At 49.3% G+C, this 13,397-nt stretch carries 13 protein-coding genes and 1 riboswitch; of the genes, 11 read left to right on the forward strand and 2 right to left on the reverse strand.

Annotated features, from left to right (window positions below):
- The first annotated feature begins 1 nt into the window (after position 1).
- Positions 2-110: riboswitch (TPP riboswitch) on the forward strand.
- A 191-nt stretch (positions 111-301) separates the two neighbouring features.
- From thiC to SPSYN_RS13900, 6 genes are all read left to right on the forward strand, one after another.
- Positions 302-1,579, forward strand: a complete 1,278-nt coding sequence (gene thiC / locus SPSYN_RS13875) for a phosphomethylpyrimidine synthase ThiC (protein ID WP_161823095.1) — start codon at positions 302-304, stop codon at positions 1,577-1,579.
- Positions 1,580-2,770: 1,191 nt separating this feature from the next.
- Entirely contained in the window at positions 2,771-3,502 is a 732-nt protein-coding gene (locus SPSYN_RS13880; protein ID WP_161823096.1) for an AAA family ATPase, read from the forward strand.
- A gap of 90 nt (positions 3,503-3,592) precedes the next feature.
- A complete protein-coding gene (gene upp / locus SPSYN_RS13885; protein WP_161823097.1) occupies positions 3,593-4,231 on the forward strand; it encodes a uracil phosphoribosyltransferase in 639 nt (212 codons plus the stop codon).
- Positions 4,232-4,321: 90 nt separating this feature from the next.
- Positions 4,322-5,548, forward strand: coding sequence for a M48 family metallopeptidase (locus tag SPSYN_RS13890; protein ID WP_423828295.1), 1,227 nt, complete (start codon positions 4,322-4,324; stop codon positions 5,546-5,548).
- A 183-nt stretch (positions 5,549-5,731) separates the two neighbouring features.
- Positions 5,732-6,178, forward strand: coding sequence for a GreA/GreB family elongation factor (locus tag SPSYN_RS13895; protein WP_161823098.1), 447 nt, complete (start codon positions 5,732-5,734; stop codon positions 6,176-6,178).
- A 255-nt stretch (positions 6,179-6,433) separates the two neighbouring features.
- The gene (locus SPSYN_RS13900) at positions 6,434-7,156 is read left to right on the forward strand and encodes a CAP domain-containing protein (protein WP_161823099.1); all 723 of its coding nucleotides are present in this window, start codon (positions 6,434-6,436) and stop codon (positions 7,154-7,156) included.
- A gap of 223 nt (positions 7,157-7,379) precedes the next feature.
- On the opposite strand, the gene SPSYN_RS13905 is transcribed toward SPSYN_RS13900, so the two are convergent.
- Positions 7,380-7,898, reverse strand: a complete 519-nt coding sequence (locus SPSYN_RS13905; RefSeq protein WP_243153063.1) for a hypothetical protein — start codon at positions 7,896-7,898, stop codon at positions 7,380-7,382.
- 300 nt (positions 7,899-8,198) lie between these two features.
- Between SPSYN_RS13905 and SPSYN_RS13910 the strand changes: the two genes are divergently transcribed.
- The 5 genes from SPSYN_RS13910 to SPSYN_RS13930 all read left to right on the forward strand — a co-directional run bounded on the left by SPSYN_RS13910 (position 8,199) and on the right by SPSYN_RS13930 (position 12,853).
- A complete protein-coding gene (locus tag SPSYN_RS13910; protein WP_161823100.1) occupies positions 8,199-9,197 on the forward strand; it encodes an HlyD family secretion protein in 999 nt (332 codons plus the stop codon).
- A complete protein-coding gene (locus tag SPSYN_RS13915; protein ID WP_161823101.1) occupies positions 9,190-10,104 on the forward strand; it encodes an ABC transporter ATP-binding protein in 915 nt (304 codons plus the stop codon). The genes SPSYN_RS13910 and SPSYN_RS13915 overlap by 8 nt, the downstream gene beginning before the upstream one ends.
- Positions 10,104-11,006 (forward strand): ABC transporter ATP-binding protein, encoded by a 903-nt coding sequence (locus SPSYN_RS13920; protein ID WP_161823102.1) that lies wholly within the window; start codon positions 10,104-10,106, stop codon positions 11,004-11,006. The genes SPSYN_RS13915 and SPSYN_RS13920 overlap by 1 nt, the downstream gene beginning before the upstream one ends.
- A gap of 112 nt (positions 11,007-11,118) precedes the next feature.
- Complete coding sequence (locus SPSYN_RS13925) at positions 11,119-12,228, forward strand: ABC transporter permease (protein WP_161823103.1); 1,110 nt, start codon at positions 11,119-11,121, stop codon at positions 12,226-12,228.
- 61 nt (positions 12,229-12,289) lie between these two features.
- Positions 12,290-12,853 (forward strand): TetR/AcrR family transcriptional regulator, encoded by a 564-nt coding sequence (locus SPSYN_RS13930; protein ID WP_161823104.1) that lies wholly within the window; start codon positions 12,290-12,292, stop codon positions 12,851-12,853.
- Between the two features lie 103 nt (positions 12,854-12,956).
- On the opposite strand, the gene SPSYN_RS13935 is transcribed toward SPSYN_RS13930, so the two are convergent.
- Complete coding sequence (locus tag SPSYN_RS13935) at positions 12,957-13,385, reverse strand: spore coat protein (protein ID WP_243153064.1); 429 nt, start codon at positions 13,383-13,385, stop codon at positions 12,957-12,959.
- Positions 13,386-13,397: the final 12 nt, after the last annotated feature.

A 13,397-nucleotide genomic window follows, 5' to 3' on the forward strand; every position in this document is an offset into this window, starting at 1 on the left:
CATAAAGAGTTTGGGGAGCTCATGTTATGGGCTGAGAAAGGGCTTTGGAGTACCTGACCCATGAACCTGATCGGGGTAATGCCCGCGTAGGGAAGGTATAGTGAAAAAAACGCACCTGACTTACGAGGTGCGTTTTTTGTGCTTTAAGCAAAGGAAACCGGCAGCTGGACTGCCTGAGCCAAGCTGTCAAGTACTTTAAAGGTGCGCTGGGGGAATAACCTGTGGTGCGTTTTTTTATTGTCCAGGTTGCCTAAACGACAGGTATTAATTCACGAATGAACAAGAAACGAGGAGGAGAGAGATGAGTTATACTACCCAAATGGAGGCTGCCCGCCAGGGCATCGTAACCAGGCAGATGGAGGCGGTAGCCCGTAAGGAAAATATAGCTGTGACCAGGCTTATGGAACTGGTGGCCAGGGGGCGGGTGGTTATCCCGGCCAATAAGAACCACTTTTCACTGGACCCCTGCGGAATTGGTGAGGGGATGAGAACAAAAATCAATGTAAACCTGGGTGTTTCCAATGATTGCTGCAATATAGAGTCCGAGTTGGAAAAAGTGCGCTGCGCTTTGCAGCTGCAGGCAGATGCCATCATGGATTTAAGCTGTTATGGTAAAACCGAAGAGTTCAGGCGCCGCCTGCTTGACATGTCCAGCGCGGCTATTGGCACCGTTCCGGTTTACGATGCGGTGGGCTTGTACGATAAAGAACTGGAGAAAATTACTGTAGACGAATTATTGGGTGTGGTGGAAAAGCATGCCCGGGATGGTGTGGATTTTATGACCATCCATGCGGGGCTCAACCGGGATGTTGCGGCTACCTTCAAAAAAAATAAACGCCTCACCAATATTGTTTCCCGGGGCGGAGCCCTTTTGTATACCTGGATGGAGCTGCATGACCGGGAAAATCCCTTTTATGAATATTACGATGATCTGCTGGATATCTGTAACCGCTATGATGTAACGCTCAGCCTGGGCGATGCCTGCCGTCCGGGGAGCCTTAAAGATGCTACTGATTCGGTGCAGGTGCATGAACTTATTGTCCTGGGTGAATTAACCCGCAGAGCCTGGGAAAGAGGTGTTCAGGTGATGATTGAGGGGCCGGGACATATGCCTTTAAATGAAATTACCGCTAATATGATTTTGGAAAAGAAACTCTGTCACGGGGCGCCCTTCTACGTGCTTGGCCCGCTGGTCACGGATATCGCGCCAGGTTACGATCACATTACCGCTGCTATCGGCGGGGCCATTGCAGCGGCCGGCGGCGCCGATTTTCTTTGTTATGTTACGCCGGCTGAACACCTCCGCCTGCCTACACTGGAAGATATGAAGGAAGGGATTTTCGCTGCCCGGATTGCCGCTCACGCCGGTGATATAGCCAAAGGTATTGCCGGTGCCCGGCAGTGGGACGATGAAATGAGCGAGGCCAGGCGCTGCCTGGATTGGCCCCGGATGTTTGAGCTGGCTATTGACCCGGAAAAGGCCAGGCAATACCGGGCCGAATCGCAGCCGGAAAATGAGGACACCTGTACCATGTGCGGTAAAATGTGCGCTGTACGCAATATGAACAAGGTACTTTAGGGATAAGGCTCATTTAAGTTAAAAATTTCAATAATTTGCCACTTATAATTATTCGTCATTGAGCCATAATAGCTAACGTAAGGTTCGTAATGGCCGGGCCAAGATTGTTACAAGGTCAGAAGGCTTTGTAACAGTCGGCCAAAGGTTGGTATCGGGTCAAACCGGCTCGGTATTAGCCGGCGGGAAGATCGGTAAGTGTTCCGGCAGGCTGTATGGCAGTCCAAAAGATTGTCATATGGTCGTAAGGGATGTTTATCGGTCGAGCTAAGATTATTATGGGTGCCGAGAAATTTTGTTTAATTTTGTTTGGGTTTGTATCAGTCGAGAGATTGGTACATGCTCATCAGGTATCCATAATAGTCGAGCAAAGATCATTACGGGTGTCGTAATGGTTCATGGCAGTCGAAAGATTGTCATGGGCTGCGTAGATATGCGTAATGGTTGTAGCGCAGGTCATTGCGGGCTTTTAAATAGAGGCTCTCTTCTATATAGAGGAGGGCCTCTTGCTATCTATAGCATAACGATACATAAATTTATTAATATTTGCCACTTATAATTATTCGTCATTGAGCCATAATAGCTAACGTAAGGTTCGTAATGGCCGGGCCAAGATTGTTACAAGGTCGCAAGGCTTTGTAACAGTCGGCCAAAGGTTGGTACCGGGTCAAACGGCTCGGTATTAGCCGGCGGGAAGATCGGTAAGTGTTCCGGCAGGCTGTATGGCAGTCCAAAAGATTGTCATATGGTCGTAAGGGATGTTTATCGGTCGAGCTAAGATTATTATGGGTGCCGAGAAATTTTGTTTAATTTTTTTTGGGTTTGTATCAGTCGAGAGATTGGTACAGGCTCATCAGGTATCCATAATAGTCGAGCAAAGATCATTGCGGGTGTCGTAATGGTCCATGGCAGTCGAAAGATTGTCATGGGCTGCGTAGATACGCGTAATGGTTGTAGCGCAGGTCATTGCGGGCTTATAACATAGAAGTCCTCTTCCTTCGGGAGGAGGGCTTTTTATGTACTCTAGAAAAATTATGCTTGCCATATTTATAGCAATGCTAAGGATAAAGTACTGAAAAGCGCGCTGGAGAGGAACCGAATAGGCGCGCTTTTCTTGTTGCTTGAATAGAAGGAACTTACCGCTCTTTTGCTGAATTCGAAGGAAAAGATAACCGCTTTTGAGGAGGTAGTTGTGTGTCGTTTTTAAAAAAGATCACGGTCCACTGGGAGCGGGTGGCCGGTAAAGACACGTATCCCTTTAATATACCTGCCTTAAAGAGCTTGCAGGAACTGGATACCAATTATAACGTAGTTTTTTTTATTGGTGAAAACGGAACGGGAAAATCCACTTTACTTGAAGCCGTAGCGGCAAAATGTGGTTTCGGTTTACTGGGTGGTGGAAAAAATTTTGTTTTTAACGAGGAATCTAGCCCCACCTTTGAAGAAATCTTATCTTTAGCCTGGCTGCCCAAGGTGACCAGTGGTTTCTTTCTGCGGGCAGAAACCTTTTACGATTTCGCCTGCCGGTTAGACCAAATGGCCAGGGAGGATGGTGGGGTGGTATATGCACCATACGGAGGCAGCTCTCTTAACGAACAGTCCCATGGTGAGGCATTTCTGGCCTTATTCAATAACCGTTTTAACCGTCAGGGACTATATATTCTCGATGAACCTGAAGCGGCCCTTTCACCGCAACGCCAATTTGCTTTTCTGCGCATAATTAACCAGCTTGAACAAAAAGGAAAAGCGCAATTTATTATGGCCACCCATTCACCAATAATTATGGCTTATCCCGGTGCTGTTATATATAGTTTTGATGGGGCAAGGGTGAGCCGGATAAACTATGAAGAAACAGAACACTACCAGCTGACGAAGGCCTTTTTAAACGACAGAGAGCGTTTTTTCATGCATTTGTTTGCCGATTAGACGGTTGGGCAGAATAGCTCCGTGAAAAACATTTACTTTGCCGGAGAAATTGAGAGTAATATAAATACATAAATGGAGGTTTGATGATTAATGAGTGCAGTCGTAATAATTGAGCACCCGGTGGCCGGCAACTGCCTGCGCATTTTACGGGATAAGCAAACGGCAACCGAGGCATTTCGCCGGGAAATGAAGCGGCTGGGCCTGCTGTTGGCTGTCGAAGCTACCAGAGATATCGCCTGTGAGCTGGAGCCGGTGGTTACGCCGCTGGACCAGGAGATATACTGTCCCCGGCTGCGGGACGGCAGAATACTGCTGGTGCCTATTTTGCGGGCCGGTTTGGGTTTGGTGGACAGCTTTTTGGACATCCTGCCTGCCGCCAAGGTGGCCCACATCGGTGTTGCCCGGGATCACGAAACTTTTCAGGCCGTGGCATACCTGGATACCGTGCCGGAGCGCTGTGGGGATTTCGACCGCGTATTTGTAGTGGACCCCATGCTGGCTACAGGCAACAGCAGTATCAAAACGTTGGAGTTGATCACCGCCAAGGGCTACCCACCCGAGCAAATCACGCTGGTGTGTGCCTTGGCTGTAGAGCAGGGTATTGCCCGGGTACATAAAAGTTTTCCGGAGATTAAAATTGTCACGGCGGTGATTGACCCGGGTCTAAACGAGCATGCCTATATCGTACCCGGGCTGGGGGATGCCGGAGATAGGCTAAACTTAATTTAACCTGCCGGCAGGTGATACAGGGCATAATGCTATGCATTTACACATAACCTGAATACAGTTGGATTTTCAATTAACAGGGGAGGAATGCATTTGCAGCTCAAAATAAACGGCATCTGGTTAATGCTGATTATGTTGACCGGCGTATTCAGCCTGTTATTTCTGTGGTTTACCCTCTTTCCCGGCCGGGTCAACCCGGAACTTGGCCAATATTTTACCGACCGGCAAATAAGCCAGGGACGCGATTATGTGCGGGGAATGCGGTTGGTGTTCATTGGCGGGTTTATCGCGCAAATAGTATTCTTGCTGTGGCTGGTGTTTGGGGGTAAGGCGGCGGCCCTTTCCCGGGGAATTCAGCAGTTTACCGGGGGCGGTTTGGCGGGCTATGTTGCTTTTTTCTTCGTGCTGTGGCTGCTGCTGCGACTAATTAATCTGCCCTTTGACATGTTAGGCAGCTACTACTGGCAGCACCGCTGGGGGTTTTCCACTCAAACTTTGGGCAGCTGGTGGCTGGATTATTTTAAAGCCGCCGGTTTGGAGGTGGTGCTGTCCACCATTGGGGTTGCCCTGCTGTTCTGGGTGATGAGCCGCTGGCCCGGAACCTGGTGGCTAATGGGGGCGGCCTTTTTATCATTGTGGCTGGTGGTGCAAAGCTTCCTCTGGCCGGTGCTGGTTTCACCTCTGTTTAACCGTTTTGAGCCCACCAAGGACCCGGGGGTTTTAGCGATGGTGGATGAGCTGTCCCTCAAAGCGCAGCTGCCGGTGGACCGGGTGCTGGTGATGGACGCCAGCCAGCGCACCACCAAGGCCAACGCTTATTTCACCGGCCTGGGCAACACCAGGCGCATTGTCTTGTATGATAACCTGCTGGCCGATTATCCCGCCGATGAGGTTAAAGCTGTGGTAGCCCATGAAATGGCCCATTGGCGCCAGGGGCATATTGTGCAGGGCTTGGGGCTGGGGGTGCTGGCTAATTTTCTGATCTGGGGCCTGTTGTTTATGACACTAAAGAGCACGATACCAATATCACCTTACGGAAATTATCCTCCTTACACCTGGGCAGTCATCGTATTATTTATGACGCTTGTTTCGTTTGCCGCCAGCCCGTTAACCAACCACTTTTCCCGGAACATGGAGTTCGAGGCGGACCGGGTGGCGGTGCAGCTGACAGGTGATGCTCCGGCTGCGGAGCGGCTGCAGGTGAACCTGGCCGGGAAAAACTTGTCCGATGTTTCGCCCCCTGCTTTTATCGAATGGTTCAGCTACAGCCACCCACCCGCACTAGCCAGAATCAAGGCCATCCGGCAAGCCGCTGAATAAAGGCTTACTCCGCTGTCATTAAATATAAAGGTTGCAATTAAATACCAGCATAATGCATGGTTGACAATCATTGTCATTAATGGTAAGCTTCTGGTGAGGCATCTCGTTTTTTGAAACGAGGTGCCTTAAGCTGTATTTTTGATTATTTTACCATTTAATGTTACAAGAAGGAGGAAAGCAATCATGCAGGAGCGAGTGGAATTAACCAAGCAAACCTATGAAAATTTAATCGCAGGGCTCGTTCAAGTTGAAGAAGTTAAAGAAGATTTGCTGAAGGATTTTTTCCCAGATGAAATAAAGGAAAGAAATAAGATGATGCAAACTATCGAGAATTATATTTCATGTGTTAGTCAATTAGCCCAAAACATTAAAATTTCCGAAACGGCAGACAATAAGCTGCCCATGGTGTTAATTGGCAGCGAAGTGGATCTGGAAGACCTGGATTATAATGAAACAACAAAGTTAAGGATAATGCTGCCCGGAGAAGATATGGACATTGATGATGCCTCATGTTTATCACCTATTGGCACTTCTTTATTGCTGAAAAAAGTTGGCGAGGAAATAGCTGTACAAACACCAGGCGGTGTATGCCGGTACCGGGTAAATGCAATTTCTTTACCTTATTACTAGTTGTAGCGCCTACTGCGTGGGTTGCTGCCATAAGAAAACCTACCTTAATATTTTTGGGTAGGTTTTTTTTGGGGGAAAAATATTTTCGAGCTTAGTCTGTTATTGGTTACTTCTACCCAGGTTAAAAGTTTAATTTGGTAATATTAACAAATACTTTAACCCTCCAAAAAATAATCAAACTGCGAATAATTATAATGAGAGGCAGCAAATCTCAGACAACTTACTGTCTCAATAAAAATTGTAGGAGGCTCAACAATGATTAAGTTTAGTCAGAAGTTTATCGCTTTGTGCGTCGGTTTGTTAATGTGCGCGGGCTTGATGGTGATGCTGGAAGCTCCGGCGCCGGCAGATGCTGCCAACAGATTGACCATCAGCGTGTCATGCAATGTGAGCCAGGCTACCCTGGACAATTATGTGCAGCAGATCAGTAAAAGGTATAATATTGATCCGAATGAGATCTATATAAAATACCCCGATGGCACTGTTGTTAAATATAAACCAGGTACCCCAACCACACCGAAACCGGCGCCTGTGCCGACTCCGACTCCGACACCGGCACCACAGCCGAGCCCTGAACCGGCCCCATCTCCGGTTTCCATGAGCGCGGATGAACAAAAAATGTTTAATTTGGTGAACCAGGAGAGGGCTAAGGTGGGTTTACCCGCGCTTAAGGCTAATGGCGAGCTGCTGAAACTGGCGCGGCTTAAAGCCCAGGATATGATCAATAAGGGCTATTTCAGCCATACGTCACCCACCTATGGATCGCCCTTTGATATGATGAAAGCAGCAGGGGTTAGTTATCGCTATGCCGGTGAAAACCTGGCCGGCGCCTATAGTGTTGATACCGCCCATACCAACTTAATGAATTCCTCCGGCCACCGGGCGAATATCTTAAATACCAACTTTAAGGAAGTGGGTATCGGCATAGTAAACGGCGGGCCATATGGTAAAATGTATGTGCAAATGTTTATTGGTTAGTTAATTAAGTTATTCACTACCTCCATTTCATTATTAAGGGGTTGCAGCAAATGCCGCAACTCCTTCTTTTTGCCCCGGTGCGAGCATTTTTTTGAGTAAAGTCCAATTCTATGTAATATAGGGCTAATAGTCAATGCCCCTTTTAGCTTAGCGGGCATTACATTATCGTAGGGGTGGGGCTCTACTCCACCCGATGGAACTAGATAGTATTGTTATTAATTTGTTATTGAGCCTGCCTCCGGTTGATGAACATTTCTTCTGTTGTTGGCTCAGTTGGAGAAAGATAGTTATTCACAGGTTTGCTATCAAACAATGAAGGATCACCTAGCTTTGTTACTAAAGCAGCTGTAACAACGCCATACACAGCATGAGCCAGCATATAAGATAAGTTACTTGCAGCATCTTTAGGTTTTACTTTATTTTGGGGTAAGGCGCTCATAAACGCGGTAACGGTAGAGCCTACCGTGATACCGGACAGTATTCCTTTGGTCAAAACGCAGTCCCGGCCGGTTTTAGAAAACAATTGCACAGTGCCAATACCACCTAAAGAGGCTAGGCCGAAATCAAGTAGTCCTCCAAGTAATTGTCCTTTATAATTCGTTGCCTCACTTCTTTTATTTACCCAAACACCGGCTGCTGTCTCCCGAAAAGTTCTTTGCGATATTTTATTTTTACGAGAAACTTCATCTATTAATGTTTTTACGAGATTACCCGCTAAACCCGATACAACACCTAATAACACTCGATCTTTTATTTTAAATATTAGAAACGCCCCCTTGATTAAAAATTTAAAGTTAGTATTTCTTTAGTCTTAAATGATCGTTTTTATTCACTCCTGCTCAAGTTATTGTTCTCCGGCGTTGCGTAAAATATCAACGGGTAATTTAAAAAATATTGTTATTAATTAGAACCAGTGTTATTATATTACCAGGTAAACTAGGATGGTTTAAATAGTTTACCTGTTTTGGCTAATATGCTGACATGGACACGAGAGCTTAGTGTTTAACTAATTAATATGTCTATTGAAAAGGAAGCGTTGGTTATGGTTATCTTGAAAAAGGCTGTGGCCGTGCTGGTTATACTACTGCTGGCGGCGGGCGCTTACCGGGCTTATATACATTATTATCAACCGGAAGCCGAGCTTATCCAGGCCACCGGCACCATTGAGGCCACCACGGTGGAGCTAAACGCAAAAACGGCGGGCATCATTGCCAGGCTGGCCGCAGACACCGGTGACAGTGTTACTGCCGGCCAGCTGGTGGCCGAGCTTTCCCGCAGTGACCTGGTGGCCCAGCGGGAGCGGGATGCCCTGGGCGTGTTAAAGGCTGAGGCTCAGCTGGCAGATCTGCAGTCCGGAGCCCGGGAGCAGGAGAAAAACGAGGCTGCAACGGGGGTGAGCCTGGCGCAGGTTAATTTGGAGAAGGCCACCACCGATTTGGCCAGAATGGAGTACCTGTTTCAAAATGGGGCTGCTCCCCAGGCGGAATATGATCAAGCTAAGACCAACGCAGAGCTGGCAAAAAACCAGCTGGCGGCCGCCGAGGCCAGGCTGAAGGTGGTGGAGGCGGGCAGCCGGCCGGAGCAGATCAAAGCCGCCCGGGCGGAGGTGGAGCGCAGCCGGGCCGTGCTCAAGGCCAGTGATGCCCTGCTGGCTGATCTGAAGGTTTATGCCCCCATCGCCGGGGTAGTTCTGTCCAGGAATTATGAAGTCGGGGAATACGTGCAAATGGGGGCCTCCCTGGCCACCGTAGCCGACTTAATGGATCTCTGGATTAAGGTGTACATACCTACCGACGACCTGCCTCAAATTAAACTGGGCCAGCAGGTGCAGTTTTCTGTCAGCGGTATGGAACAGCAGTATAAAGGGGTGGTGGAGGAGATTGCCACCCGTGGCGAATTTACCCCCAAAACAATTCAAACTCAGCAGGAGCGGGCCAACGTCGTGTTTGCCGTAAAAATAAAAATTGGCGATACCGGGGGTGTTTTAAAACCGGGCATGCCCGCGGACGTCACCTTTGGGCCGAGGCAGACCGGTGATTAAAACTGAAAATCTGGGCAAGAGTTTCGGCCCGGTGGTTGCCGTAGACGAGGTGAGTATACATGTGCCCGGGGGAGCAATTTACGGCCTGGTGGGCCCGGACGGGGCCGGCAAAACTACCCTTATGCGCATGATCTGCGGGCTAATCGTACCGGACCGGGGGCGGGTGCTGCTGACTGCTCCCACTGCCGGGCTGGAGCAGCGGCCCGCCGGCTCCGTGCTGGGCTACATGCCCCAGCGCTTCGGTCTATACGGTGACCTGACAGTAATGGAAAATATTAATTTTTTTGGCGCCCTGTATAAAATCAAGCGCTCAACGATTAAAGAACGGGCGGACGAATTACTGGACATGACCGGGCTGCTGCCCTTTAAGAACCGGCTGGCAGATAACCTGTCCGGCGGCATGAAGCAAAAACTGGCGCTGACCTGCGCCCTGGTCACCCGGCCCGGTCTGCTGGTGCTGGACGAGCCTACTTACGGGGTAGACCCTGGTTTTCGCAAGGATTTCTGGAGAATTCTCTACCGGTTGAACAAGGAGGGGATGACCATTATGGTTTCTACTCCCTACATGGACGAAGCCGAGCTGTGCTCAAAGGTGGCTTTTATGGATAAGGGCAGGGTGGTGGCAGCCGATTCTCCGGCCAAATTAAAAAGCAGCTTCCCGTACCGGGTGCTGGAAGTGCGGGTGGATACCCGCCGGCCCGGGCTGTTTAATGATTTGCCCCAGGTGGTGGATGCAGCCTTTTACGGGGATAAATTCCGGGTGGTGGTGGAGGATGTGCCGGCCGCCCGGCAGGCCATGGAACAGCGAATGGCAGCCAGCGGCCTGGCAGGCGAACTGCGCTGCTCGGAGGTAAGCCCCACCATGGAGGATGTGTTTATTGCCCTGGCCGAAAAAGAGGTGGTTTAGTGGAATATGCTGTAACTACCGACCGTCTGACCAGGGTCTTCGGCAATTTCACTGCTGTGGATCAACTTACCTTGCAGATTAAACCGGGGGAAATATACGGTTTTTTGGGGCCCAACGGGTCAGGTAAAACCACGGCCATCCGAATGCTCTGCGGCATTCTGGAGCCCACCTCGGGCACTGCTACGGTACTGGGCTATGATCTATCAGGGGAAACCGAACAAATCAAGCGGCGTATAGGTTATATGTCCCAGAAATTCAGCCTGTACGACGACTTAACGGCCGCGGAAAACCTGGGTTTTTATGCCGGGCTGTATAACATTCCCCGTAGGGAAAGGAAAAGCCGGGTGCAGGAAATGCTGGACATGGCCGGGCTAACCGGCCGGGAGGATGAGCTGGTGGCACATTTAAGCGGCGGCTGGAAGCAAAGATTAGCCCTGGGCTGTGCTATTATTTCCCGGCCTGCCATTGTTTTCCTGGATGAACCCACCAGCGGAGTGAGCCCCACCAGCCGGCGTCGTTTTTTTAACATTATCAGCCGCCTGGCCAGTGAGGGCACTACGGTGATGGTGACCACTCACTTTATGGACGAAGCCGAGTACTGCAACAAAATTGCCTTTATCTCGTCCGGCCGGCTGATGGCCGTGGATACCCCGGACAATTTAAAGCAAAACGTTTTAGCGGGCTGCCTGGTGGAATTGGATTTGCCCAATGCGATGGACCAACTGGAAAACATCGAGCAGCTCCCCTATGTGAAGGAATGTTCAGTGCACGGTCTGCTGCTGCACGTGCTGCTGGAGGACGAGTCCAACCTGGGGTTGCTGGAAGAATACACAGGCGTGCCGGCCAAACCTATCACTCCCTCGCTGGAAGACGTTTTTATAGCACTGGCCAATAAGAATTAACGGCCACCCGGCTAGCTAGCCACCTATGTTGTTTGCTAAGCTCATTAAACGATCTGGTTAACTAACTAAATACCAACCACCAACCACTAACCACCAAAAAAGGGGTGCCCGGATGAGCAGGATAATCGCGGTTTTACATAAGGAAATTTTACAGATGCGCCGGGATCGGATGACGCTCGGCCTTATCTTCATGCTGCCGCTGGTGCAGCTGCTGCTGTTCGGCTACGCCATCCAGACCGAGGTTAAGCACATCCCCACCGTGGTGTTTGACCAGTCCCTCTCGGTGGAGAGCCGGGATTTGCTGGACGCTTTCGGTGCTTCCGGGTATTTTGATATGACCTATGCAGCCAGCAGCTATACCGAGGTTAACCAAATGATCGACAGCGGTGCGGCCAAAGTGGGCATAATTTTCCCGCCGGACTTTGCCCGCGTCATCCAGCGGGGCGAATCCGGGCAAGTGCAGGTAATAGTGGACGCCAGCGACAATATGGTGGCCAACCAGGCGATGGCCGTAGCCAATTCCATCGGGCTGCTCCAGTCGCAAAAGGTGCTGTTGCAAAGCAAGCAGTTTAAAGGCCCCCCCTATGATATCCGGGTGCGCCCCTGGTACAATCCCGACGGGATCACTGCATTTTATATGGTTCCCGCCATCCTGGGCATCATTGTCACCATGACCATGGTGATCATGACCTCCATGGGGATTGTGCGGGAGCGGGAGCGGGGAACCCTAGAACAGCTCATTGTCACCCCCATTAAATCCTACGAGCTGATGATCGGTAAAATCGTGCCCTATATTGCGCTGGGTTACCTGCAAATCACCGTAGCCTTGCTGGTGGGGGTGCTTATATTTCACGTGCCCATCAGGGGCAGCTTGCTGGAGCTGTACCTGCTGACCCTGTTCTTTATCACCGCTTCACTTGGCCTGGGCATTTTGATTTCCAATATCGCCAAATCCCAGATGCAGGCCTTCCAGATGTCCTTTTTTGTCATGCTGCCCAGTATATTGCTGTCCGGGTTCATGTTTCCCCGGGAGGCCATGCCTAAAGTTATTTATTACCTGAGCACGATTATTCCGCTCACTTATTACCTGGATATTATCAGGGGGATAGTATTAAAGGGCATCGGTTTTCCTTACCTGGTGGGGCAGGTTGTATCGCTGCTGGTTTTTTCAGTGGTGCTTTTGACGCTCAGTATATTAAAGTTTAAGAAAAAAATTGCCTAACATTGGAATACCGGAAATCGTAGTTACAAAATTCACCTGATAAAAGGAGTGCCGGGTTGCCATGAGAGAACGTATTATAGCTGCTTTAACCGAGTTATCCTACACCCGGGGTTTTTATAATTGCACCATGGATGAACTGGCCGGCCAGGCGGGCATGAGCAAAAGGACGGTATACCGGTATTTTTCCAGTAAGGAAGAAATCATTGAAGCTGTACTGGACCAGTTTATGAGCAAAGTAGCCTGTGGTATTGAGCGCATTGTTAATGAAGGGAAAAATCCTGCGGAGATGTTAGCCGATTTGGTTAAACATCTTACCCAAACCGGAGGGCGGTTAATTAACCCGCTGGTACTGCAGGATCTACGAGTGCATTACCCGCACTTTTGGGTTAAAATAGAGGATTTCCGGAGGGAAAAAATTCAACATTTTCTTAAACTGGTTATGGCTAAAAAAGAATATGCCCGGGATATTCAGCCCCAAGTTTTTATTGCCGCGTTTTTAGCCTCCATTCAGGCAGTACTTAACCCTGACTTTATTCTGGACAACGGGCTAACCTTTGATAGGGCTGCCGGCCAGCTGGTGGAAATTTTCACGTATGGTTTATTAGGCCGAAGTAGTACCGGTTAACAGGACTTGCTCATGACAAGAGGCTGTTGTTAGACAACCTCTTGTCTTAGTTATAGTCCGTTAAGTTTAAAAGTATTGAGGGCATCTCCCGCTTAAGAAGCGGCTACTGCCGGTACATGGGGTAAGGGAACTGGGTGCTATACTGGCTGAACTGCTGGTACGTTTGCGCCATTTTTTGCGGCTGCTCGGGTTCCAGGGTATACCAGCCTTTTCTAAACATAAGATCAAAAAATTCACGGGTCATGGCGTGGGTTTCATTGAAAATACGCATCACATCATTGTGCAGCTGCCTGTGGCTGGCTTCACGAACAAATACATTTAAATTGTCCGTGATAAATTTTTCCTGGGACAGTGCCAAATTCAAAGTATCCCGGTCATTGATGCGGGAACTCTTGACCTCAGGCGTCAGATTGGACTGGGGATTTTTTATCATATTTGGCTGCTGCTGGTTCTGCATGCCCTGCTGGCCAGGTATGTATTGGCTGCCCTGCATACCTTGCATACCCGTCATGCTCTGCTGTTGATTAAACATCAATAAAACCTC

It is taken from the genome of Sporotomaculum syntrophicum, assembly GCF_009932395.1.
GTDB classification, from domain to species: domain Bacteria; phylum Bacillota; class Desulfotomaculia; order Desulfotomaculales; family Desulfallaceae; genus Sporotomaculum; species Sporotomaculum syntrophicum.